Raw genomic sequence first — 22,136 nt, forward strand, 5'->3', positions numbered from 1 at the left:
GCATGGCCAAGATCGGCGGCAAAAACTTCGACATCACCGTGGGCGACCTGCAGATCCACGTTGAAACCGTCACCCTCGACATTACCGACAACAGCGCTGTGGCCCAGACTGGCGGCGTGCCGGATGGCTACGTCGAAGGCGACGTGGCCGCGAGCGGCGAACTGGAGCTGGACAGTGCCAACTTCAACCTGCTGATCGACGCGGCCCGCGCTGCCGGTAGCTTCCGTCAGCTGGAGCCTTTCGACTCGCTGTTCTACGCCAAGACCCCGACGGACGAGCTCCGCGTCGAGGCGTTCGGCTGCAAGCCCAAGATCTCCAGCCTGCTCAACATCGATTCGAAGGGCGGCGAGAAGCACAAGCACAAGGTGCCGTTCGATGTCACCAGTCCGGACTTCATCCGCATCAACGGTGTGCCGTACCTGGCCGCCGCCGAGATCGAGGGCCTGCGCTGATGGTCTGCCCGTTCGACCGTGCCCAGGACGTGGAGCAGCGTCAGCGTGACCAGGCGATCGACGCCGCCCTGGCCAAGGCCCGGGCGCGATCGGCCGGTCCGAGCCTCACTCATTGCGAAGACTGTGACGACGAGATCCCCGAGGCGCGCCGCGAACTCGGCGGCATGACCCGTTGCGTCCCCTGCCAATCCATTTTCGAGAAAGGTGTTCAGCGATGAGCGCGAACCAGGCCGCCCAGGACACCGCTATTGCGTTGGCCAAGGCCTCGCCCGCGATCGGCGTGGCTGCTACTGGTGCAATCGGCGCCGTCGATTGGTCGGCGGTCGCCTACATGCTGACCGCCCTCTACATGGTGCTGCAGATCCTTCTGTTGGTCCCCAAGTACCGTCAAATGGTGCGCGACTGGAAGGGCAAACGATGAGCCTGCGCAACAAGATCCTGACGGGATCGATCGCCCTGGTGCTGGGCAGCAGCACCCTGATGGCATTCCTGGGCAAGTGGGAGGGCGAAGGGCAGAACGTCGTCTACGCCGACAAGCTGGCCCGGGGCCTGCCGACCGTGTGCAAGGGCATCACCCATCACACCAGTCCTTACCCGGTTGTCGTCGGTGATTACTGGTCGCCGGAGCGCTGCGCCGAGGTTGAGCAGATGGTGGTCGAGAAGGGCCAGTTGGCCCTGGCCGATTGCCTGACCAACGACAAGATCAGCCAGAACACCTTCGACGCGCTGAGCAGCCACGGCCACCACTTTGGAACGCCGTCCACCTGCGCGAGCCGCGCCCTGGTGCTCATCAACGCCGGCCGTGTCGCCGAAGGCTGCCAGGCGCTCGCCTGGGGCGCGGATGGCCGCCCCGTGTGGGCGTACGTCACCGACGCCAAGGGCAACAAGGTGTTCGTGCGCGGTCTGCACGCTCGCCAGCTGGACGAAGCGAAGTTATGCGCCTCGTGATCATCCAACTGCTCGGTGCCCTGCTGTTCGCCGGCGGGACCTGGTTCCTGTTCGACCAGGTACTGCAGCAACGCGACACCGCCCGATCGGAGCGCGACACCGCAAGGGAAGAAGCATCTGGCCTGCGCGAGGCCGCCAGGATCAGCGCCGAGCGCCTGGCAACCGCTGCAGCGAATGACGCCAAACACACTCAGGAGCTGAGGAATGCCCTCAAGACCAACCAGGATCTGCGCCTTTCTGTCGGTACTGGCGATCAGCGGCTGCTCATCCAAGCCAGCTGCCCCGTCGCCTCAGTGTCCGCCGGTACCGGCACCGCCGGCATGGTTGATGGAGCCGCCGCCGAACTCTCGCCAAACGCTCGACCGGATTATTTCACCCTCCTCGATCAACTCGCCCTCAGCGAGCGAATGATCCTGGGGCTGCAGGACCACATCGACAGCTTTTGCCCTACCCAACCCACTACACCTGGAGCAGCACAATGACCGAACGCACCGAGATCACCCTGGAAGTCGGCGACCAGGAGTTCGACTTCACCGTCGACCCGGCCCTGATGACCAAGTACATCAACAGCATGACCCAGTCCAACAAGGTCGCGCCCTCCCACAACCTGCTGATGACCGCCGTCAACCAGGAGCAGAAAGCGCGCCTCAAGCCTCTGCTGGCCAACCCGGTCGCGGCCATCCAGATCGCCGGCGCGCTGATGGAGGAGTACTCCCCGACCATTGAAGTCACCGTAAAAAAGCGCTCGGCCACGCTGAGCGCCTGACCGACGACGGCCTGGGCCAACTGCTGGCCCTTGCCGATCGCTGGCTACCTGGTGCCGATCGATCGCCCGAGACCCTGGGCACAGCCAAATGGCTGGAGGACGAGCACTGGCGGCGAATGGAGATCGCCATAGCCAACGGCATATCACGAGCTTTCAACGGTAATTGACCCATGAGCGCGAGCGCATCCAGCCGCCTGGACTTCATCCTGAGCCTGACCGACAAGGTCTCGGCGCCCTTGGCCAAGGTGACCAAGGGCTTCGACAATCTGGCCTCCCAGGGTGAGACCAACATCAAGCAGATCGGTACCGGTTTCGTCGGCGTCTGGGGCGCCCTGACCGGCATCGAGGCGTCGATGGCACCGGCGCTGGAGGTGAACCGCGCCCTGGGCGATGTCCGTTCGCTCGGCGTGGCCGAGGATGCCCTGGATGCGCTCAACGCTAAGGCCCTGGACTTTTCGGTGGCCTACGGCGAGAACGCGGAAGCCTTCGTCGCCTCGGCCTACAAGATCGAGGGCGCCATCAAGGGCCTGGCTGGCGAGCAACTGGCCACCTTTACCAACACCAGCGCCGTGCTGGCCAAGGCCACCAAGTCCGACCAGGACGTGATGGGCGAGTACGTCGGCACCCTCTACAACCTGCAGAAGCAGCAGGCCGACGCCATGGGCAAGAGCCAGTGGGTCGAGAAGCTGGGCGGCCAGACCGCCCTGGCCGTACAGCTGTTCCGCACCAGTGGCGAGCAGATGAAGGAGGGCTTCAAGGAGGCCGGGGCGATCGCTACGGCATCCGGTATCGACCTGGCCGAGCAGATGGCGGTGATCGGCAGCCTGTCCAGCACCATGGAAGGCGGCGACGCCGGCGGCCGCTACAAGGCCTTCTTCGAGAACATCGGCAACGCCTCGGACAAGCTGGGGATCAAGTTCACCGACACCAACGGCAAGGTCCTGCCGATGCTGGACATCCTGGGCAAGCTGCAGGGCAAGTTCGGCGACCTGCGCAACGCCGCTGCCAACGCCAAGCTGGTCGAGGCCTTCGGCGGCGAAGGCGCCCAGGTGATCGGCGCCCTGGCCCAGGACACCGACCGCCTGCGCAACGGCATTGACCAGCTCGGCAAGGTCCGCGGCCTCGAGCAGGCCGAGCAGATGGCCCAGGCCATGGTAGACCCGTGGCAGCAGTTCGGCGCCGCTGTTCAGGCCCTGCGCATCGCCTTTGGCCAGACCCTGATCCCGCTCCTGCAGCCGCTGATGGATCGCCTGGTCGCGATCGGCAAGGCCATGGTCCGCTGGACCCAGCTGTTCCCGAACATCACCCGCGTGATCGGCATCGCCACCTTGGCCGTCCTGGGCATCACCGCTGCGATCAGCGCGCTGACCATGCTGGTCGGGCTGAGCAAGATGGCCATGCTCGGCCTCAACGTGGTCTGGACCGTGCTGACCTGGACCGGCTGGAAGTCCATCGGCATGTTCATCGCCCACACCATCCAGGGCGGGCTGTTCATTGCCCGGATCCTGGGCATGATCGCAGCGATGGGCCTGGCCAAGGCCTCGATGCTGATCTGGCAGGGGGCGATCTGGCTCGTCAACGCCGCGCTGATGGCCAACCCTGCGACCCTGGTGGTGATCGGCGTACTGGCCCTGGTCGCAGTGATCGTGGCGGCCATCGCCTACTGGGAGCAGTGGACCGGCGTCCTGATGGATACCGCCGCGTTCCAGTTCGTCCTCGAGCAGCTGCAGGCCCTGGGTGCCTGGTTCGACAGCATGGGCGGCTGGACAGGCATGGCCAGCGCCGCGTGGGACGGCATCGTGTCGATCTTCAAGGCAGCGATCGAAGGCCTGATCTCCCTGCTGAACAAGATCCCGGGCGTCGAGATCGACGCCAGCCTGGGCAGCATGCCCAACCTGCCCAGCCTCAACGCTGATGCCAACTACAAGCCCGTGGGCAGCCTGAGCCCGACCAAGGCCGAAGCCGTGCCCGCTGGCGGGCTGATGACCAGCATCCAGAACAACCAGACCCAGAACCGGGGCAACCACATCGACACGGTGAACATCAACACCAGCAAGCCGATGAGCCCGCTCGAGCTGGAAAACATGATGGCGATGGCGGCCGGCTGATGAGTCTCTACATCGATCTCCTGATCACCAACAACGACCTGACCCTGGACCCGTCCGCCCAGCCCGAGCTGCTGGACGACCGGGCCAGCATCGCCCAGGACATCGCTCACATGATCCGCGAAAGCGGGCTGCTGGTGACGCTGATGGCCGAGCGTGACCGCTTCCGCCAGGCCGACTGCATCCAGCAGCTGGAGCTCCTGGTGGAGAACGACGAGCGCCTGGTACCGGGCACCGTGCAGATCACCGAAACCGGTAGCGGCCAGTACCTGGTCACCGCCACCACCGTTGCATTTGGAACCACCGAGGTACTGCTGTGAGTGACGTCGACTTCAAGAAAGCCCTGCAGGACGCCGGCGTCCCGACGACCGAGGCAGGCCTGCGCCAGGCCTGGGAGAAAGAGGTGGCCGCCCAGGGCAGCAAACTGAGCAACACCAGCGCCTGGTCGCCGTTCTGGCGCCTGGTGACCGCCCTGGTAACCAAGCCGGTGATGTGGCTGCTCGAGTTCATCACCGCGACCGTGCTGCCGAACTTCTTCGTCAAGACGGCCACCGGGGCCTGGCTCGACATGCTGGCCTGGGCGGTGAACGTCACCCGCAAGCCGTCGACCAAGGCCCAGGGCCAGCTGCTGTTCACCCGCAGCGCGGTCGCCGGCACGCTGGAGATCCCTGCAGGCGTGCGCGTGCAGTCGGTGGCCATCAACGGCAACGTCTACGTCCTGGTGACAACGGCAGCCACCGTGTTCCAAGACGGCGACGCCCAGGTCCTGGTCCCGGTCGAGGCCAGCGAGGCTGGCAGCGGCTTCAACCTTGCACCGGGTTACTACTCGATCCTGCCCGAGCCGATCCCGGGCATTGTCCAGGTCGTCAACGCCGACGGCTGGCTGACCGTACCCGGGGCGGACCAGGAGCACGACGACGACCTGCGCATGCGCACCCGCAACCAGTTCAGCGCGGTCAACCAGTGGCACACCGACGCCGTGTACCGGGCCATGATCGCGGCCTTCCCCGGCGTCGAGCCGGATGGCGTCTACTTCGAGCATGGCGCTCCTCGAGGACCAGGCAGCGCCAATGCCTACGTGCTGTTCGAGGCAGGGTCGCCGGCCAGCAGCTACCTGGAGACGATCAACACCTATATCCGTGACCAGGGCAACCATGGTCATGGTGACGACCTGCTGGTCATGGAGATGCCGGCAACCCTGCACACCGTGCGCGTCACCGTCTGGCCACGTGCCCAGGTCGGCGCAGAGCACCAGGATGCGCTGCTGAACGATATCGAGCTGTTCATCCGCGCCGCATTCCGTGAGAGCACGGCCAGCGACTACCAGCCGACCCTGACCTACCCCCAGTCGCGCTTTTCCTTTAGCCGCCTGGGCGAGGAGCTGCACGAGACCTTCGCCGGCATCGAGTCCCTGCAGTTCGACAACGACGACATCGTCTCGCAGCTGACTATCCCGCGCCTCGAGGCGGTCCAGGTGGTGCTCGGTGCTTAAGCTGAAACTCCCGTTCTGGCTCGAGGGCGTCGAGCTTTCCAAGCTGCGCGACGCCGCGCAGGCCTGGTGGAACCGGGTCGAGACCTGGATGAACTGGCCGCTGCTGCAGCTGGACGCTGAGACCTGCCACCTGACCGTGCTCGATCTGCTGGCCTGGCAGCGCGATATCCAGCGTTTCCAGGGCGAGCCCGAGAGCTTGTACCGGAAAAGGGTCAAGTACGCCTTCATCAACGCCGTGGACGCCGGCAGTACCGCCGGCACGGTGCGGATCTTCCAGCGCCTGGGCGTCGGCTACGTCGAGATCGAGGAGCGCTTCGACAGCGTGGACTGGGACGTGGTGCGCCTGTACCTCACCGACGGCCAGCTGAGCGCCAACCCTGTGCTGTTGCGCGTGCTGATGCAGCAGTACGGCCGCACCTGCCGCCGCTACGAGTTCGCCACGATCACGCCGGTCACCCTGGGCATGCGGATCGCCCACTTTCATGACGACCAGGAAACGCTGCACGCCGCTTGGGACGAAGGCGCGAGCCGTCTGGTCGTGATCAACGAATTGGCCGTCGTGCCTCCAGAGAACCCCCAGTAGGAGCCCCCATGGGAGCAAGCATTACCCTCGCTGGCCAGTCGCTGATTGCGCAGAAGCAAGCCGCCAAGCAGGTCCTGAACGTGGTCCGTTTCGTGTTCGCGAACGTGCCCGGGCTCGACCCGGCAGCGCCGATCGACCGCGCGGCCGGCAAGCCGCCGGCCGGCCAGGTGGTTTACACCACGTCTGTGGACCGTGCCGGCTATGTGAACCCCGACCAGGTCATTTACAGCGTGGTGGTCGACTCCAGCGTGGGCGACTGGGACTTCAACTGGATCGGCCTGGAGACCGAGGAGAACGTGCTGCTGGCCGTGGCCTACGTGCCCCTGCAGCAAAAGCGCAAGAACATCCCGCCGCTGCAGATCGGCAACAACCTGACCCGGAACTTCCTGGTGGAGTACGACGGCGCCCAGGAAATCACTGGCATCACGGTCGACGCGAGCACCTGGCAGCACGACTTCACCGTGCGCCTGGCTGGCATCGATCGGCGCGAGCGGCTGAGCAACCGCGATGTTTATGGCCGGGCGTGCTTCTGGGATAGCGGCCTGCAGCTGGAGCGCAACAGTTTCGGGCTGTACCAGCTCAAGGCCGGAATCGCCTACGTCGAAGGCGTGCGCATCGCGCTCGAGGAGCCGGTGCACGTCCAGCTGCCAGCGCTGCCGGCCCAGGCCTGGCTCGACGTGACCCTGCGCCGCCAGAGCAACGACGTGACCGCCCAGTGGGTCGTGGTCTTCGGTGCCAACAAAGTCGATTACCTAGACGGTACCGGTAACCAGCATTACCTGGTTGAGCTGGCCAGCGTGTCGGCCAGCGGCGCGATCACCGACCAGCGCACAGTGCAGCCCGTCACCACCGCCCTGGTCGACCACTTCGCCGCGAAAGTGGGTGACTACGAGCACCTGCGTGCGCGGGCCACGACCAAGGAGGACGTGGAGCTTGGCAACCTGCCGAACGCCAAGAGCGACGACCCGAATAGCGACAGCAGCGAGATCCTGGCCACCACCAAGGCGCTCAAGGCGGCACTCAAGGCCATGGAGGACACCATGGTGGGCATGATCGGGATGTTCGATCTGCCATCGCCTCCACCGGGTTGGCTGAGAGCCAACGGCGCGGCAGTGTCGCGCACGGTGTATGCGGCCTTGTTCGCCCGGTATGGCACCCGTCACGGCGCTGGCGATGGGGTCACGACGTTCAACCTGCCGGATGTTCGGGGCTTGTTCCCGCGCTTCCTGGACGATGGCCGGGGAGTCGATCCAGGCCGCGCCCTGGGCAGCGTTCAGGCCGACGAGATCCGCTCGCACATCCATACGGCCAGTTCCGGCAGTGCCGGCAACCACGTCCATGCCGCCAATAGCGACGTGCAAGGTCGCCACACCCACGCCGTAAAGGAAGGCCAAGAGGTGGGCATCAAAGACCCGACCGGGGAGCTGTTGAGCTCAGGTGATGACATGACCACCCGCGTCAACAACTACTCGACCACTACAGCAGACGGCGAGCACGCCCACAACATCACCGTGCTCGCCGCCGGCGCTCATACCCACCCGATCACCGTCAATGCCACCGGCGGCAGCGAGACGCGGCCGCGGAACATGGCCTTTCTGGCCTGCGTGAAGTACTGAGGACCCGAAATGGACACCAAGATCGTCTATCAAACCGATCACCTCGGCATCTATACCGGGCCGACCACTGCTGACCCGTCGCCACTCGAGGAGGGCGTCTGGTTGATCCCTGGCGGCTGCGTCGAGGTGGCTCCGCCGGAAATTCCGGAGCACAAGGCCGCACACTGGGACGGCCAGCGCTGGAAGTTGATTGACTCCTATCTGGGGCTGACGGCCTACAACATCCAGACTCGCGAGCCGATATCGATCGACCGCCATGGGCAGTTGCCGGCGGGATACACCCTGGAGCAGCCCGGCCCCGGCCAGATCTGGAGGGACGGCGAGTGGATCGATGACGTGCCGGCGGCCGTTGAGCAGCGCTACCAAGAGCAGGTTGTCGTTATCGACAACGCTTGTGCCCGGGAGATTACAGGGGGCTTCTGGTCGCAGGCTCTGGGCGATCGCTACTGCTACAGCAGCACCCTAGATGACCAGTTGAACCTGAGCGGCGCTGCCACCTTGGGCGTCGACCTGCCCTACGCCTGCAGCGACCTGGCCGGCGTGAAGGCCTTCCGGCCGCACACGGCCGCCCAGCTGCGCCAGGTGGCCGACGAGTTCACCCGGTTCAAGCTGCAGCTGCTGCAGAAGGCCTACGACCTGAAACAGCGCCTGCAGGCGGCGCGGGAAGCGAAGGACCTGGCTGGCCTCGAGGCGGTGACCTGGGAGGCCGACCCGGTATGACCTGGACCCCCGTCACCATGCGCTGGCCGGCCCAGTCCACCAGCTGGCTCGCCGACCTCGAGGAGGCCAAGACGCTGGCCGGCAGCGAGCTGGCCAGCACCGGCGCACGCCTGGCCGCCCTGGACGGCTTGGCCACCACCGAGCCCGGTCCGGTCGGCGCGGCCGCCGCCCAGGTGGTTGCCGTAGGGCGCAGCGCGCTGGCCGAGGCCCTGGGCGAGGCGCCGGCCTGCCTGGTCGTGACCCCGTTCCAAAGTGGGGTTGGCCAAGGGCGTGGCCTGCAGCGCTACCTGTCGGCCCCGAATCTGCTCAAGCACCTGGGGGCCAAGCTCGAGGACATCAGCGACCTGAACCGCCCCGGGGGCCAGCAGTACGCCCTGGTGGTACTGTTCGTCGGCACCCGCTACGACCACTTTGCCGCGACCTTGGGGCGATTCAACGCCGTGCTGCCCCTGCCAGACCTGCAGCGCGCACAGAACCGGGCGGGCCGGCTGTTCGAGCTGGAAACCTCCAAGTGGGAGCTGCCCAACGCCGGCACGCTGCCACGCTGGGGGCGCGTGCCCCTCGAGCGCGCCACCATCACCCGGGCGGCAAGCCAGGCCATGCAGGGCCAACTGGCCGCTCTGGAGAGCTTCGCCGACAGCTCGCCTATGGCGGACCTCAAGGCCCTGGCCATCCGCAAGGCTGAGCGCAGCCAGGTCCAGGACCAGGTCCTCGCCGACCTCAAGGCACAGTTCGACTCGGCCGCGCCTGAAACGACGATGAGCGCCCGTCTGATCGGGCCCGGGAACGTCGCAGACCTGCGCCGCGAGCTGCTGGCCGGCGACGCCCCGGGCCATGAGTGGCCGCTGTCCGCCGGCGTCATGCTGGTGGGCTCGCTCAAAGGCCTGAGCTTCGTCAGGGAGCTGGTGGGCCTATGACCTTGCTCCTGGACGGCGAGAAGATCCGCGGAAAGAACCTCAAGGTCACCGGCAACCTGCGCATTGAGAGCGAGGACATGTCGGGGCAGACCAGCAACACCGACACCGCGCACAAGGGCTTCAAGCCCAAGACCCTGACGGTCACCCTGCTGATTCGCTTCGCTGATGCGGCGGACCTGCGCACGCTCATGCGCCTGGCCGAGGCGACGGCCAGCGGTGGCCAGCTCAAGACCTATCGCATCGTGAACGATACGGCGGCGGCGTTCGGCATGCGCCAGGTGCAGTTCTCCGACGGCGTGAACGCCCGCGAGGACGACTTCCTGAAGGCCTGGCGGATCCAGTTCACCCTGACCGAGAAGCTGTCGAACCCCGAGCGCGTGGAGAAACGCCGCGCCAGCAACGCCGTGGGCACCCAGAGTGCCCCGGGGCAGGCGGTCAGTGGAGCGGGCGGTACCGACGGCGCTGGTAGCGCCGCCCAGGAGCTGACCGGCTTCGAGGCGACCCTGAAGCGGCTGGACGACTTCCTGGGGGGCAAGGCGTGAGCATGAAGCTACACAAGGTCCTTCGGATCGCCGGCGTCGAGCAGACCGTGGTCAAGGATGATGTCCGCCTGGATCTCGTCACGCCTGGCCGTGCCCAGTTCACCATCAAGGCCCCGGGGCCGGTGAGCGGCCTGGTAACCCTGGACATCGGCTACAACGACGCCCAACTGCAGCGCCACTTCATCGGCTACGTCGAGCGCAGCACCGCCGTGAACGGCGTGGAGCAGGTCCTGTACTGCCGCGAGCTCGCTGCGATCCTGGCCCACCCGCTGCCGCTGAACCTGCGCCACGCCGACCTGCGCACGGTCCTGGGCGAGATCAGTGACAAGACCGGCCTGCGCTTCCGCGTCCCGGAACAGGCCTACGCATCGACCAAGGCACCGTTCTTCTACAGCCTCGCCTCGGGCATCCAGGCCATGGACAGCCTGGCCCGGGTGTTCGCCATCCCCGACTTCATCTGGCAGCAGCAGGGTGATGGCGAGGTGTTCGTGGGCAGTTGGGCGCACAGTTTCTTCGGCTCCCGTGCGCCCCTGCAGCTGCCGGCTGAGCTGTTCAACGACTACCAGGGCAACCAGAGCGCCGTCGTCGCGGCCCTTCCTGGGCTGCGTCCTGGTGCAACCATCAACCAAGGCGAGCGGGTCACGTCCGTGGCCCTCGTCGGCACGCAAATGGCGATCAAATGGAAGACGCAATCCGGCGCTGCGTAGAGCGCCTGTTCCCCGAACTGACCGGGGGCTACCACCTGCCGCGCTTCGCTCGGGTCGTCGGCATCGCCGATGCCCCGGCGGGGGCGAGTATCTGCGACGACTTCCGGCCTCGGTTCGCGGTCGACCTGCAGGTCCTGGACGAGCATGGCGAACCCGACGAGACGCTGCCGGTGCTGGCCGGCGTTCCGGTACCGGTACCGACCGGTGGTGACGAGAAAGGCTTCTTCGGCCTGCCCGAGGAGGGCACCGCCGTGGTCGTGTCCTTCGCCCATGGCCTGCCGCACAAGCCCTTCATCCAGTGCGTGCTGCCGCATGGCCTGTCGCTGCCCAAGGTGCCGCTGGGTGAACAGGTCTGGCAGCACAGCGAGGCCTGCCAGCAGCGCGTGGAGGCAGATGGCAGCTGGCTGCGCCAGACCGACGGCCGGATCCGCGACAAGTCCACCGAGCGCCTGGTGGAAAGCCTGAGCAACACCGAGCAGTACCAGAGCGATAGCCGCACCGTGGATGACCACGCCATCGAGTCCGTCGGCGGCATCAAGACGCTCGAGGCCCTGGGCGCCCTCAAGCTGCTGTCCGGCGGCGCGGCAACCCTGGCCGCCATCGATGACCTGGGCCTGTCGACCGGCCGCGACCTGAACCAACTGGTGGGCCAGAAGCTGAACCTGGCCGTGGGCGGCCAGCTCCTCGAGCGCGTCCAGGGCGCCCGCCGCAGCATCGCGGCCACCACCTGGCTCGGTTCGGAAAGCGTGAACGTCCTGCAGGTGCTGTGCGACCTGATCGACCTGGTGGTGCTGATGAACACCGACCTGGCCAGCCACACCCACGGGCCGAGCCCCGTCCCATCCAACGCCGGCGCGTTCGCCGGACATGCCGCGAACGGCGAAACACTTTCCGGGCAGTTGAAGCCCATCACAGGAGCCTGAATTGGAACTCAAGAACTTTTTCGCCCAGGACGATGAGGGCAACCTGCTCGCAGAGGCCACCTGCTACCTGTACCAGCGAGGCACCGAGTCGCTCGCCACCGGCCTGGTATGTGCCAGCGGCCTGCCGCTGACCAACCCGTTCAGCTCGGATGTAGCCGGGCTGATTCAGTTCGCGGCCCCGAATGGGCTGTATGACCTGCGCATTTTGAAGGGCGCCCGAGACTATCGGATCCGCGTCCAGTGTAATGACGTGGAGGACACCGCAGCCGCAGCGACCTCAGCCGCTGAGCGTGCCGAGATCGCTCGTGATGCAGCCCAGCTGTCCGCTGGCATCTTCCCCAGTGTCGAAGCCGGCCTGGCCGCAACGGCGGATGGTAAACCCTTCCAGGTGCTTGCGGCCGCAGACAATGACTACCTGGTGCTCTACCTCAACCAAGGCGGCATCGCTGTGGAACAGACCCGCTACCCCTCGGCCTTGGCGGTAGAGGCTGTACGTGGTTTGGTCCAGACCACTCCCAACGACATGGTAGAGGCCTCGATCCTGGAGATCTGCGACGAGGAATCCTCCCGGCTCGCGTACCTCACCAAGCAGCGCCTGGAGACCCCAGGCTTCAACATTCGGTCGGAAGACGCTACTACGCTCATCAGCGACGATGAGGGGGCTGCAGTGCTCTATGCCGACGATCAGAGGATTCTGCTGGGCGGCCTGGAGATTCACCCGACGATGCAACCGGGCATCTTCGTGGTGGACGAAGACAATTGCGTACTGCAGGACCTGAGCGCGACAGCGACGGTCGTTAGCGACGCTCCCCCATCGCCTTTCGACGACGGACTGCTGTTCGCCCCGACCATCGCAACGATGGAGGGGGTTGACTCTTACATCTATCCGCAGTGCCTGCTCCCGAACCGGGAACAGGCCGGTGAGGTCATCGCGACCCTGGCCAGCACCACGAAGCCGATCACCGCCACCGGTAACCCGCTGCCGGTGAACGCATCGACGTTCGGTCCTGATGCTGTCCTAAACCTGCGTCAGGCAACACAGGCCGCCCATCGCCGCTTCATGCCGCTGCAGTTGCTGAACGTGCCGGTGCAGTCGCCTCCCGTGGAGTGCACCATCCTGTTCATCGGCGACAGCATCGGTAATCGCCAGGGTGGCTACCTGCTCAAGCAATACCTAGCAGACGTGGGTATCAACGCCACATTCATCGGGACACTGCGAGGATCCGCCGACCCGGCCAGCGCCGGTGCGACCACCGGAGAGCTCGGCGAATGCCGTGAGGGCTGGGAAACCGGCGACTTCACCAACGCCATCACCGACCGCGTGAGCATCATCGCGCCCGGAAACGAGGCAGCCTACCTGGCGATGACGAAGAGCCAGCAGGCTCCCATCAACCCATTCCTACGCGCCGCCACTGCAGAGGATCCTGCAGACCTGGTGCGCAACGGCCGGATCTTCGACCCGGCCTTCTACCAGTCCCGATTCGGCCTGGCTACGCCAGACGTGGTCATCTGCGCCCTGGGCACCAATGACGTACGCGACCGGTCCGAGGCGACCATCTTCGACCACGTGTACAACAACGACCTGATCATGACCAACCAAATCCGAAAGGCCTGGCCGACCGCCAGGATCGTGCGGACCATACCGGGCACAGCGCTCAACACGAAGCGCAATGATCTGTGGGGCACCCGTTACGCCAAGGCAATCCGGGCCATGCGAAAGGCCGCGGCCGATCGCGCCGACAGTAAGACCATCGTCGCCCCGCTGTGGGCAATGACCAACCCGGAAGCGGGCTACTCGTTGCCCTCTGGATCTGCAGCAGAAGACGGCTTCCTGGCCGGCGACTGGGCGGATCCAGTTCACCCTATCGGGGCAAGCCGGGTAGCCCTCTATCAAGCAATGGCGCCGTTCATCGCGGCTGCCGCCCTGAACCTTTTCTGACACACTCGCAAGGAATCATCGTATGGGCCTTAAACTCGTAGCTCACGGCACCTCCGCCCCTTGGTTCGCCAAGGTTATCCCACCGGTCACTCGCGGTCTGGAGGCCTGGTTCACCTTTGACACCGATGCTTCGCGCTTCACCTTCAACCGCGCCATCGGCAAAGCTGATGCCGAAATGGTCGGTGCTCCGGTGGCGTACCCGACCCATGGTCGCTTCAAGGGTTTGACTAACTATCTCAAGACCAAGGCGCCTGACTCCGATGAGTTGACCATTATTACTGTGGGGCGTGCTGTTGAGGAGCCAACCGATACGGCCGATGGTGTGATGTTGGTCAGCAACTACATCGGTAAAGCGGCAACGCCGGGCTATACGGGTAACTCCTACGGTGCAAGCGTGTATGCCGTCAGCTCGCGAATGGTGGCTGCCGCCACCCGTGATAATGCCGCTGGCGGGCAAACTTCATCACCTGTGACGGACACTAGTGATTTCGCGACCAACTGGGCTATTCGTGCGCTTCGGGCGAAGTCTGGTGAGTTCAACCAGAATTTGAACTTCACCAAGAATTCTGTATTCAACGGCGTTAACAATCGGGGGCGCGTCCTTGCTGACACGCTGTTCCGTATTGGTAGCGCCACCACCGGCTATGCGGGTGAGGTTGATATCTCGGCGGTGGCGATCTACTCGGTTGCGTTGACTGATGACGAGTTGGCCCAGGTGGCAGCGTTGATGCGTCGGCGCATGGCTCGCCTGGGCATCACAGTGTAAGGGACACAGCGACGACGAAAGCCGCTCTTGGAGCGGCTTTTTCACGTCTGCAGGAAACCGAGGCGACCCGAGCGGGAAAATTCGGCGCGACAAAAAAAATCGGGATGGAAAATCACTTATCCCCCTCCCGCCGACGGACTCTGCGTCGAGAAATAGTGCAAAGGTGAGGCGCGGTGCAACCCATGGGCGGGCTAGGCACGGCGCGGGCTACGGGAAGCGAGGGGGCATTGCACTCTGTGCAAAGAATTGAAGGGCTGTGCAGACAAACGCAACGTTTAGTGTCCACAAAGTGTCCACACAGAAAACAGATATCTGACCCAAATATCCATAAATATCCAATGAAATCAGCTATATATGAGATTTTACCTGAAGACATTGACAAGAATTTTGGACTTGTAATCAGTAGGTCCCGGGTTCGACTCCTGGTGCCGGCACCATTCCAGGTTCCATAGAAAGCTTTCAAAATCTCTGGAACCCCCGAAAAACCCGCCTTCTGGCGGGTTTTTTCGTTTTGGCGTTCCGTCGGATTCCGAGGGTAGCCAGCGCTAATAAGGGTACTTTTAAGGATACCTACCAATTCGACATTGGAAAGTACCCTTATGGCTCGCACAACGGCACCCCTTACCGACAACGCCTGCCGCACTGCAAAGGCTCGCGAACGTGAGTACAAGCTTTTTGACGGCGATGGCCTTTACCTGCTCGTGAAGCCCAACGGTCGCAAAGGCTGGCGGCTCAGGTACGTGAAGCCCGATGGTCGCGAGAGCCTGACCTCGCTCGGCAATTACCCGGTGGTCGGGCTGGCTGACGCTCGCCACAAGCGCTTCGAGCTCAAACAGCAGCTCGCCAACGGCATTGACCCTATCCAGTCCAAGCAGCAGGCCAAGGTGCAAGCCGTGATCAATGGCCGAACCTTCGAAAGCGTTGCGCTCGATTGGTATGCCGGGATGGTGCCGAAGTGGGCGCCGGGCCACGCCAAGACTGTGCTCAGCCGGTTGAAGACTCACGTATTCCCTTTGTTAGGTGCCAGGGCAATCGTTGAGTTGGACACCCACGACCTCATGCAGCCACTGGAGGCTGTGACGAAGCGCGGCACCATCGACGTGGCGCTCAGGATCAAGAACTACCTGCAAAGCATCATGCGCGAAGCCAAACGGCTGCGACTGATCACGGCGAACCCGGCTCACGATCTCGATGGCTCGATCAAAACGCCACGGGTTACACATCGACCCGCACTACCCTTATCGCGGTTGCCTGAGCTACAGGCGCGTATCGACGGCTACAAAGGTCGTCCGCTCACGCGCCTCACAGTGATGCTATCGCTGCACGTGTTCGTGCGCTCCAGTGAACTGCGCTTCGCCCGCTGGAACGAGTTCGACCTCAAGCGCGGCATCTGGGAAATCCCCGATACCCGCCCGGCGCTGGATGGTGTGCCGTTTTCCACAAGGGGTACAAAGATGGCCGGGGACATCCACGTTGTACCCTTATCGCCGCAGGCAGTGGCCTTGCTTGAGCAGATCCACGCGATCACCGGCAAGTTCGAGCTGGTGTTCGCGGGGGATGCCAAACCGTGGAAGCCGATGTCCGAGAACACGGTGAATGCCGCGCTCAGGACGATGGGCTACGACACCAAGGTGGATATCTGCGGTCATGGGTTCCGGGCTATGGCGTGCAGTGCGCTGGTCGAGTCCGGGCTGTGGTCAGAGATAGCGATCGAGCGGCAGATGAGCCACAAGGAACGCAACAACGTTCGGGCCGCTTATACCCACAAGGCCGAGTTCCTCGAAGAGCGCCGGATGATAATGACCTGGTGGAGCCGGTTTCTGGAGGCGAACCGCGAGGACCATGTGACGCCGCATGAGTTTGCCAAGCAGACGGGCGAGAACGTCACGCGCCTTCGCAGTGCCAAGAGGACCGAGTAACCCGCCGCACCACCACCTCAACTAGCTGTGAAGTTACCCACAGCACCGCATGAAGCTCCTCCGCGCGGGTCCTTTCAAACGGGGCTGCAAAGCCGCCCCGTTTGAAAGGACCATACCTAAGAAAAAAACTGCTGGCACAGCTTACGTCTGTGGAAAACCACTGATGTCCACTGGGGGATAGTTTTATCCACAGGCGCTAAATCCCTGAAATCGCTTTGCTTGACGAACATTGTCCACAGGCGTAGACCGGGAGTTGCAAACGCTGTCGATGACAGCACCCCAGGTGACCCGAACCTTAAAGGTCACGCCGCTCTGGCGGTGGTTCTCCCCAAGGGCGATTCGCATCCGGCAGCTCGCCCGGTCACTACCCATGTGATGGATGCTCTTACACATAAAGCGCTCGTGCGCCAGATGCTCCGTACCTCGCTGCCCTGCAGCAACCTATCCGCTTGGCCGAATACTGCGCCAACCTGTGCCCGTCTCTTTTCCTGAAAAGAGACGGGCACTTCTACCACTGGGGCAGCCCTGATCGCACATGGCTTTGCGGCATTCCCCCTCGTGACAATCGGCGTGACAAACGCCGATGTCACCAGCAACAGCGCTGTAGATGACGGTGCCGCAGACCAAGGAATGGACTGCACCTGACTGACAGTCAGGCACGCCCCGGTCATCGCATTGCTGCTTGCACATGGCTCAGGATCTTCAGGCGCTGGTCTCGTCAGCCAGTGCTGCCTCCACCCGCCCACCGGTAACGGTGTTCAGGAGGCCAGATCATGAGATGCCCTTGCTCCCGGACGTAAGGAGCCGCCAGTCCCGCGAAGAGGACATTCCCCACAGGTCGCAGGGGCCTTGATCCCTGATAACACTCAACATTCTTGGCGGGATGACGTGGGGCGAGGATCGAAGAGCGGACGATGAGGTGACCGACATGGCATTGGTGGGTAAACGCGATGGCCGTAATTTCGGCTACGGCAGGCAATTGAGCTACGCAGGTCCGCAAGCGCTGAAAGACATGTTCGGCGGCGGCCACTACGGCACGGTGAAGGCACACTGTGATCGGTGGCAGGCATTCGTGAAATGGTGCCGCTCCGAACAGGGGCCCGGTATCAATGATGCGCGGCAGATTGATCGAAAGGTGTTGGCCGACTACGCGGCGTATCTGCGCGACACGGTTAGGCGCGGTGATCTCGCCGTCAGCACCGCACAAAACCGCCTATCCAGCGTTAACAGGACCATGGCGGCGCTTCGCGGTGATCAGTGCGTGAAATTGCCCAGTCCGAGCAAGGTGCTGGATATGCAGCGCACCGGGGTTCGACATTCAGTGCCGCAGGGCCAAGACCGCGAACAGGTTAAGCAGATCGTCGATGCGCTTTGCAACCAACATCAACTACGAGCCGCTGCAATCGTTCTGTTGGCGCGAGCCACCGGCATGCGCTTGCGTGAGGCCATCTTGGCTGACCTGCCACGGTTAAGCCGTGAGGCTAACAATCTAGGTAGGATTAACATTCAGGATGGCACCAAAGGCGGCCGCGCCGGCGCCTCGGCGCCCCGTTGGATTGCGGTGGATGACCATGTTCGAAGTGCACTTGAGTTTGCACAGCAGGTGTCGTCTGCGGGCAGCCGCAACCTGATTGCGGCACACGAAAACTACCTAGATCTTCTGCAACAAGTTATCCACCCGGCGCGGGATATCCTGCATGCACACAACCTCAAAGGCTTCCATGAGCTACGAGCAGCGTACGCATGTGAGCGCTACGAGCAGATCACCCGATGCCCCGCGCCAATCAATGGCGGCAATTGTCACCAGTTAGATAGGAACCTTGATCGTGTGACCCGGAGAGAAATCAGCTACGAGCTGGGGCACGGTCGGATCGATGTGGTCGCTGCCTACATCGGGGGAATGGCATGAGCAAGCCATTCGATATGGAAACGTTCTTGGCTGGCGTGCTGACCGGCTCGCATGCGACACGGCAGCGTCATCTACGACAGGCAAAAACTATCCAAGCTGAAATATCAGAACGCTGGAATCGAGACACACCCTGGGGGTGGAAGCGAAAGCATGTGGCTTGGTTCCTCAATTATCGCCTCAGCCAGCACAGTGAGGCGACGCGGTACTACTACTTGCTGACGGTACGGCTGCTCGCATATCGTTTAGAAAAGTCATGGGCTTTCAACCTATGATCTAGGATCTAATTTTCTTGTTCACGAGCTACACCGACCGACCCAATGTGTCTTACACACTGCGGGAGACGACGCACCTACCCTCGAAATGACGATCCATCAGAGATTGTCTGGCTCGGGTAGTCTGCCTTTCAGGAAGCTGGTATAGAACGTTGAGGTCCTAATGAAGGATCTCGGTAAAAAATCCTCAGGGGGGGGAGAACGATGGAAACGTTCCACAATCCGGACCGGTTTATGTCCGATCTACGGCAAGTGCTATCTCAGGGAAGAAAGCGTATCGGGATTCTTGTCGGCGCAGGAGCTCCCCTCGCGATTCGTGTTAATGAGAAGAATGAAATAGACCCTAAAGGCAAGTCGCTAATCCCGGGTGTTGAAGCGCTGACTTCCCAAGCTACCACTGGGCTTACAGAGACGCAGACATTGGCGGTTAATTCGATAAAGGAAAGCCTAGGCAGCAATGCCAATATCGAATCTATTCTTTCCCACATTCGTTTGCTAGAACAGGCCTTGGGAAAGACTGTAGTTCAAGGACTAGACTCTAATGGCTATAAAGATCTCGGCAGAGATATTTGCAAGAATATTGCAAAAATCGTAGGGGTTTATTTACCAAAAGAACGGAATGCCTACTCTGATTTGATCGCCTGGATAACGGGAACGGTCCGCACAAACTCTGTAGAAATATTCACCACAAACTACGACTTTTTGTTTGAGGAAGCATTTGAGAGAGTTCGGAGCCCCTACTTCGACGGATTTTCAGGCGGTGGCAAACCGTTTTTCGATCCGGTTTCAGTCGCTGGTGATGACTTGCCTCCACGATGGGCAAAGCTTTGGAAAATGCATGGATCTCTAGGTTGGGCATTGGAGGATGGAGCCGTCGTCCGTGGACATGGCAGGGAAGCAGCCGAGCTAGTTTATCCAGACCACTTAAAGTATGACCTAACGCAAAAACAGCCCTACTCAGCACTTTTTGAAAGGCTTAAGCGCTTTTTACTAACCCCAGACTCCTTGTTACTTACAATAGGGTTTTCCTTTAGGGACGCTCATATATGTGCAGTTCTTGATGAAAGCTTGGCGATGAACGCCAACTCGGCAGTTTTGGCTTTCCAGTACCAAAATCTCGTAAATGAAGAACCCGCTGTTAAGTTAGCAAGCGACAGACCAAACCTTAGTGTCTACGCAGCTGACGGGGCTGTGATAGGAGGTGTACCTGGAAAATGGCGTCCAGGTGAACTACCAAAAAACTGGGGAAGTATACGCGAAAGCTTTTGGGCACCACGTTGGCCGAAAGAGCCTGATCTATTCTTGCTGGGAGACTTTTCAGCATTTGCACGTTTTTGCGCATTAGCTCAGGCTAATGACTTGGTAGTCCAGTCTCTTAAAAGAGACGAACCAGAAGCCCCAAAAGAAGAAGTTGAAAGCTCCGACTTCAGTAGTGGCAAATCAGAGGACTCTAATGGATGAGTGGCAATGATCCTACCTATCTAGGTGTCGTCAGCGCCGTATCTGGCGCTACTCTTACTGTTAAGCTCGCAGAGTCTCTAGACTCAGGATTTGCTGTCATCAGAGGTCATACATATCGGGTAGGGCAAGTAGGAAGCTTTGTCAGAATCCCTCAAGGCTACCAAGACCTATTTGGTATCGTCTCTGAGGTTGGCGCGACTGCGGCACCGGTACAGTCTATTGCATCAGGCATCGATTCAGGGAGGTGGATGACGGTCCAGTTGGCCGGTGAAACCATTGGGGGGCAGTTCGAAAGGGGCTTAAGCCAGCACCCGAACATAAATGACTCTGTACATTTGGTAACCGAAGCCGACTTGAGGAGAATATACGGATCAGTTGGCGATGACCAAGTTGTTATAGGCCACCTAGCTAGCGCTGAGAATATTGAGGTGCGGCTATCTTTGGACGCCCTAGTAACGCGTCATTCTGCCATACTTGGTTCAACAGGAGCAGGGAAATCCACAACAGTTGCAAGTCTTTTAAGGTCAATAATTCGAAAAGATCAAGTAGCGGGTTCTCCAGGTGCACGTATCCTCATGCTCGACATCCATGGGGAATACACAAAAGCACTTGAGGATGTGGCGACAGTTTTTAGTGCTACACCTAGTCAAGGCCAAGAGTCACTGTTCGTTCCTTATTGGGCCTTAGAGGCTGGAGAGCTTCTGGAGTTCGTTACCGGCGGGCTTTCCGACGCCCATGAAATTGCATTTACGGATAAAATTGCGGAGTTAAAGGAAAAGGCGATTAGGGCGCATCCCAAAGCAGGCGTCGACTCAAGAACATTGACCGTGGATAGCCCTGTACCATTCAGTCTGAAGCAGCTCTGGTACGAGTTGATCGATTTTGAAACAACTACCTACATCGGCGCGAATCGTGATGAGCCTGCTTTAGAGGAGGCTGGCGCCGCAGATACTCTGATAGCACCAAAATATCAACCTCACGCTATGGGTACCAAGGGTCCATTTACCAATACAGCGGCAAAGGGAATCCGTAGACCGCTGAATCTGCTTCGATCCCGCTTGCTAGATCGACGCTTTGACTTCTTACTTCATCCAGGAGATTGGGAGCCAGAGCTCACCGGCGCGGTAAAGAATGACCTCGACCAATTGCTGAAGGGCTGGCTTGGCCACGATAAACAAATCACGATATTAGACTTATCCGGGGTTCCAAGCACTGTCCTCACACGCCTTATCGGCTCTATTCTCCGTATTGTTTATGAAGCCCTTTTTTGGAGCCGGGAAAAATCAGAAGGCGGCGTAGAGCGCCCTCTCCTAGTAGTAATGGAGGAGGCTCATCGCTACTTGGGTCCTGACGCCGGAACAGTAGCTTCAGAAGTAGTAAAGCGTATTGCTAAAGAAGGCCGAAAATACGGTGTTGGAGCGATGGTTGTTTCTCAACGCCCAGCAGAGGTTGATGAAACAGTTCTATCGCAATGCGGCACGATTATCGCGCTCCGTCTGTCTAACCCTGTAGACCGAGCACGTGTGAAGGGGACCTTACCAGATAATTTAGCCGGTCTAATGGATTTGCTGCCAGTCTTAAGAACAGGAGAAGCAATTATCACGGGTGAAGCAGCACGCCTTCCTATTCGCTGCCGAGTTGCATTACCTCGCCAAGAACATTTACCTCGTAGCAATGATCCGAAGGTGACTCACGCTTGGGCTAGGCGGCGCTCAGCAGAGGGATATGATCGAGTGGTTGCGTCATGGCGTAGTCAGCAAACTACAGCAGTTGTCCAAAAGCTTGATATAACCCGTTCCCCAATAAAAGACGATTCTGAGGAAGGCTGAAAATGAACCGTGATGCCGTATCTTCGTCAAACATTATATCTGCCGGCTATGACCCAGGGAGTGAGACCTTAGAAATTGAGTTCAAAAGCGGAGCCGTTTACCAGTATTACAACGTGAGCGAGCACCTTTATGAACAATTCAAAGCAGCTCCTTCGAAAGGTCAATTTTTCCATACATACATTAAAGACGCGGTTCCTTTCTCAAGGGTTTGACTAGCATAATCAGGCTGCACAAAGTGCAGCCCGATTTCCCGATCAAATCAGAGACCAA

The 22,136-nt window shown here is 61.3% G+C and carries 25 protein-coding genes; all 25 read left to right on the forward strand.

Annotated features, from left to right (window positions below; all coding sequences use genetic code 11):
- Positions 1-2 precede the first annotated feature (2 nt).
- The 25 genes from ACDI39_RS15460 (at position 3) to ACDI39_RS15580 (ending at position 22,078) form a co-directional block, all read left to right on the forward strand.
- Complete coding sequence (locus ACDI39_RS15460; protein WP_461887809.1) at positions 3-452, forward strand: phage protein; 450 nt, start codon at positions 3-5, stop codon at positions 450-452.
- Positions 452-670: a TraR/DksA C4-type zinc finger protein gene (locus tag ACDI39_RS15465; RefSeq protein ID WP_461887808.1), complete on the forward strand. Its 219-nt coding sequence runs from the start codon at positions 452-454 to the stop codon at positions 668-670. The genes ACDI39_RS15460 and ACDI39_RS15465 overlap by 1 nt, the downstream gene beginning before the upstream one ends.
- Positions 667-873 carry a hypothetical protein gene (locus tag ACDI39_RS15470; protein ID WP_461887807.1) on the forward strand — a complete coding sequence of 69 codons (207 nt, stop codon included), beginning with the start codon at positions 667-669 and terminating at the stop codon, positions 871-873. The genes ACDI39_RS15465 and ACDI39_RS15470 overlap by 4 nt, the downstream gene beginning before the upstream one ends.
- Positions 870-1,400 carry a lysozyme gene (locus ACDI39_RS15475; protein WP_461887806.1) on the forward strand — a complete coding sequence of 177 codons (531 nt, stop codon included), beginning with the start codon at positions 870-872 and terminating at the stop codon, positions 1,398-1,400. Before ACDI39_RS15470 ends, ACDI39_RS15475 begins: the two co-directional genes overlap by 4 nt.
- Positions 1,388-1,882, forward strand: coding sequence for a lysis system i-spanin subunit Rz (locus tag ACDI39_RS15480; RefSeq protein ID WP_461887805.1), 495 nt, complete (start codon positions 1,388-1,390; stop codon positions 1,880-1,882). Before ACDI39_RS15475 ends, ACDI39_RS15480 begins: the two co-directional genes overlap by 13 nt.
- The gene (locus ACDI39_RS15485; protein ID WP_461887804.1) at positions 1,879-2,166 is read left to right on the forward strand and encodes a putative phage tail assembly chaperone; all 288 of its coding nucleotides are present in this window, start codon (positions 1,879-1,881) and stop codon (positions 2,164-2,166) included. The genes ACDI39_RS15480 and ACDI39_RS15485 overlap by 4 nt, the downstream gene beginning before the upstream one ends.
- 20 nt (positions 2,167-2,186) lie before the next feature.
- Positions 2,187-2,333 carry a DUF6890 family protein gene (locus ACDI39_RS15490; protein WP_371858534.1) on the forward strand — a complete coding sequence of 49 codons (147 nt, stop codon included), beginning with the start codon at positions 2,187-2,189 and terminating at the stop codon, positions 2,331-2,333.
- 3 nt (positions 2,334-2,336) lie between these two features.
- Positions 2,337-4,274 carry a phage tail tape measure protein gene (locus ACDI39_RS15495; protein WP_486536910.1) on the forward strand — a complete coding sequence of 646 codons (1,938 nt, stop codon included), beginning with the start codon at positions 2,337-2,339 and terminating at the stop codon, positions 4,272-4,274.
- Positions 4,274-4,591, forward strand: coding sequence for a DUF2590 family protein (locus ACDI39_RS15500; RefSeq protein ID WP_486536911.1), 318 nt, complete (start codon positions 4,274-4,276; stop codon positions 4,589-4,591). Before ACDI39_RS15495 ends, ACDI39_RS15500 begins: the two co-directional genes overlap by 1 nt.
- Positions 4,588-5,763 (forward strand): baseplate J/gp47 family protein, encoded by a 1,176-nt coding sequence (locus tag ACDI39_RS15505; RefSeq protein ID WP_461887801.1) that lies wholly within the window; start codon positions 4,588-4,590, stop codon positions 5,761-5,763. The genes ACDI39_RS15500 and ACDI39_RS15505 overlap by 4 nt, the downstream gene beginning before the upstream one ends.
- Positions 5,756-6,346, forward strand: a complete 591-nt coding sequence (locus tag ACDI39_RS15510) for a phage tail protein (RefSeq protein WP_486536912.1) — start codon at positions 5,756-5,758, stop codon at positions 6,344-6,346. Before ACDI39_RS15505 ends, ACDI39_RS15510 begins: the two co-directional genes overlap by 8 nt.
- Before the next feature lie 8 nt (positions 6,347-6,354).
- Positions 6,355-7,962, forward strand: coding sequence for a phage tail-collar fiber domain-containing protein (locus tag ACDI39_RS15515; protein ID WP_461887799.1), 1,608 nt, complete (start codon positions 6,355-6,357; stop codon positions 7,960-7,962).
- Between the two features lie 9 nt (positions 7,963-7,971).
- Entirely contained in the window at positions 7,972-8,682 is a 711-nt protein-coding gene (locus ACDI39_RS15520; RefSeq protein ID WP_461887798.1) for a DUF4376 domain-containing protein, read from the forward strand.
- Positions 8,679-9,599 carry a hypothetical protein gene (locus ACDI39_RS15525; RefSeq protein ID WP_461887797.1) on the forward strand — a complete coding sequence of 307 codons (921 nt, stop codon included), beginning with the start codon at positions 8,679-8,681 and terminating at the stop codon, positions 9,597-9,599. The genes ACDI39_RS15520 and ACDI39_RS15525 overlap by 4 nt, the downstream gene beginning before the upstream one ends.
- Positions 9,596-10,141 carry a baseplate complex protein gene (locus ACDI39_RS15530; RefSeq protein WP_461887796.1) on the forward strand — a complete coding sequence of 182 codons (546 nt, stop codon included), beginning with the start codon at positions 9,596-9,598 and terminating at the stop codon, positions 10,139-10,141. Before ACDI39_RS15525 ends, ACDI39_RS15530 begins: the two co-directional genes overlap by 4 nt.
- 2 nt (positions 10,142-10,143) lie before the next feature.
- Positions 10,144-10,848, forward strand: coding sequence for a hypothetical protein (locus ACDI39_RS15535; protein ID WP_461887795.1), 705 nt, complete (start codon positions 10,144-10,146; stop codon positions 10,846-10,848).
- Positions 10,821-11,771, forward strand: coding sequence for a hypothetical protein (locus ACDI39_RS15540; RefSeq protein ID WP_486536913.1), 951 nt, complete (start codon positions 10,821-10,823; stop codon positions 11,769-11,771). Before ACDI39_RS15535 ends, ACDI39_RS15540 begins: the two co-directional genes overlap by 28 nt.
- A gap of 1 nt (position 11,772) precedes the next feature.
- Positions 11,773-13,710: an SGNH/GDSL hydrolase family protein gene (locus ACDI39_RS15545; RefSeq protein WP_461887793.1), complete on the forward strand. Its 1,938-nt coding sequence runs from the start codon at positions 11,773-11,775 to the stop codon at positions 13,708-13,710.
- A 22-nt stretch (positions 13,711-13,732) separates the two neighbouring features.
- The gene (locus ACDI39_RS15550; protein ID WP_461887792.1) at positions 13,733-14,476 is read left to right on the forward strand and encodes a hypothetical protein; all 744 of its coding nucleotides are present in this window, start codon (positions 13,733-13,735) and stop codon (positions 14,474-14,476) included.
- 599 nt (positions 14,477-15,075) lie between these two features.
- Positions 15,076-16,395, forward strand: a complete 1,320-nt coding sequence (locus ACDI39_RS15555) for a tyrosine-type recombinase/integrase (protein ID WP_486536914.1) — start codon at positions 15,076-15,078, stop codon at positions 16,393-16,395.
- Between the two features lie 928 nt (positions 16,396-17,323).
- Entirely contained in the window at positions 17,324-18,304 is a 981-nt protein-coding gene (locus tag ACDI39_RS15560; protein ID WP_486536915.1) for an integrase domain-containing protein, read from the forward strand.
- Positions 18,301-18,576 carry a hypothetical protein gene (locus ACDI39_RS15565; RefSeq protein ID WP_082405762.1) on the forward strand — a complete coding sequence of 92 codons (276 nt, stop codon included), beginning with the start codon at positions 18,301-18,303 and terminating at the stop codon, positions 18,574-18,576. Before ACDI39_RS15560 ends, ACDI39_RS15565 begins: the two co-directional genes overlap by 4 nt.
- Before the next feature lie 204 nt (positions 18,577-18,780).
- Positions 18,781-20,037 carry an SIR2 family protein gene (locus ACDI39_RS15570; RefSeq protein WP_486536916.1) on the forward strand — a complete coding sequence of 419 codons (1,257 nt, stop codon included), beginning with the start codon at positions 18,781-18,783 and terminating at the stop codon, positions 20,035-20,037.
- Positions 20,034-21,866 (forward strand): ATP-binding protein, encoded by a 1,833-nt coding sequence (locus ACDI39_RS15575; RefSeq protein WP_486536917.1) that lies wholly within the window; start codon positions 20,034-20,036, stop codon positions 21,864-21,866. Before ACDI39_RS15570 ends, ACDI39_RS15575 begins: the two co-directional genes overlap by 4 nt.
- Positions 21,867-21,868: 2 nt before the next feature.
- Entirely contained in the window at positions 21,869-22,078 is a 210-nt protein-coding gene (locus tag ACDI39_RS15580) for a KTSC domain-containing protein (RefSeq protein ID WP_082405765.1), read from the forward strand.
- Positions 22,079-22,136: the final 58 nt, after the last annotated feature.

Source organism: Pseudomonas sp. Tun-23181, from assembly GCF_057415455.1.

What these genes read in the sequence shown, in the direction of transcription:
- ACDI39_RS15460 (WP_461887809.1), top strand. Translation starts at nt 3, where the DNA reads ATGGCCAAGATCGGCGGCAAAAACTTCGACATCACCGTGGGCGACCTG.
- ACDI39_RS15465 (WP_461887808.1), top strand. Translation starts at nt 452, where the DNA reads ATGGTCTGCCCGTTCGACCGTGCCCAGGACGTGGAGCAGCGTCAGCGT.
- ACDI39_RS15470 (WP_461887807.1), top strand. Translation starts at nt 667, where the DNA reads ATGAGCGCGAACCAGGCCGCCCAGGACACCGCTATTGCGTTGGCCAAG.
- ACDI39_RS15475 (WP_461887806.1), top strand. Translation starts at nt 870, where the DNA reads ATGAGCCTGCGCAACAAGATCCTGACGGGATCGATCGCCCTGGTGCTG.
- ACDI39_RS15480 (WP_461887805.1), top strand. Translation starts at nt 1,388, where the DNA reads ATGCGCCTCGTGATCATCCAACTGCTCGGTGCCCTGCTGTTCGCCGGC.
- ACDI39_RS15485 (WP_461887804.1), top strand. Translation starts at nt 1,879, where the DNA reads ATGACCGAACGCACCGAGATCACCCTGGAAGTCGGCGACCAGGAGTTC.
- ACDI39_RS15495 (WP_486536910.1), top strand. Translation starts at nt 2,337, where the DNA reads ATGAGCGCGAGCGCATCCAGCCGCCTGGACTTCATCCTGAGCCTGACC.
- ACDI39_RS15500 (WP_486536911.1), top strand. Translation starts at nt 4,274, where the DNA reads ATGAGTCTCTACATCGATCTCCTGATCACCAACAACGACCTGACCCTG.
- ACDI39_RS15515 (WP_461887799.1), top strand. Translation starts at nt 6,355, where the DNA reads ATGGGAGCAAGCATTACCCTCGCTGGCCAGTCGCTGATTGCGCAGAAG.
- ACDI39_RS15520 (WP_461887798.1), top strand. Translation starts at nt 7,972, where the DNA reads ATGGACACCAAGATCGTCTATCAAACCGATCACCTCGGCATCTATACC.
- ACDI39_RS15525 (WP_461887797.1), top strand. Translation starts at nt 8,679, where the DNA reads ATGACCTGGACCCCCGTCACCATGCGCTGGCCGGCCCAGTCCACCAGC.
- ACDI39_RS15530 (WP_461887796.1), top strand. Translation starts at nt 9,596, where the DNA reads ATGACCTTGCTCCTGGACGGCGAGAAGATCCGCGGAAAGAACCTCAAG.
- ACDI39_RS15535 (WP_461887795.1), top strand. Translation starts at nt 10,144, where the DNA reads ATGAAGCTACACAAGGTCCTTCGGATCGCCGGCGTCGAGCAGACCGTG.
- ACDI39_RS15540 (WP_486536913.1), top strand. Translation starts at nt 10,821, where the DNA reads ATGGAAGACGCAATCCGGCGCTGCGTAGAGCGCCTGTTCCCCGAACTG.
- ACDI39_RS15550 (WP_461887792.1), top strand. Translation starts at nt 13,733, where the DNA reads ATGGGCCTTAAACTCGTAGCTCACGGCACCTCCGCCCCTTGGTTCGCC.
- ACDI39_RS15555 (WP_486536914.1), top strand. Translation starts at nt 15,076, where the DNA reads ATGGCTCGCACAACGGCACCCCTTACCGACAACGCCTGCCGCACTGCA.
- ACDI39_RS15560 (WP_486536915.1), top strand. Translation starts at nt 17,324, where the DNA reads ATGGCATTGGTGGGTAAACGCGATGGCCGTAATTTCGGCTACGGCAGG.
- ACDI39_RS15565 (WP_082405762.1), top strand. Translation starts at nt 18,301, where the DNA reads ATGAGCAAGCCATTCGATATGGAAACGTTCTTGGCTGGCGTGCTGACC.
- ACDI39_RS15570 (WP_486536916.1), top strand. Translation starts at nt 18,781, where the DNA reads ATGGAAACGTTCCACAATCCGGACCGGTTTATGTCCGATCTACGGCAA.
- ACDI39_RS15575 (WP_486536917.1), top strand. Translation starts at nt 20,034, where the DNA reads ATGAGTGGCAATGATCCTACCTATCTAGGTGTCGTCAGCGCCGTATCT.
- ACDI39_RS15580 (WP_082405765.1), top strand. Translation starts at nt 21,869, where the DNA reads ATGAACCGTGATGCCGTATCTTCGTCAAACATTATATCTGCCGGCTAT.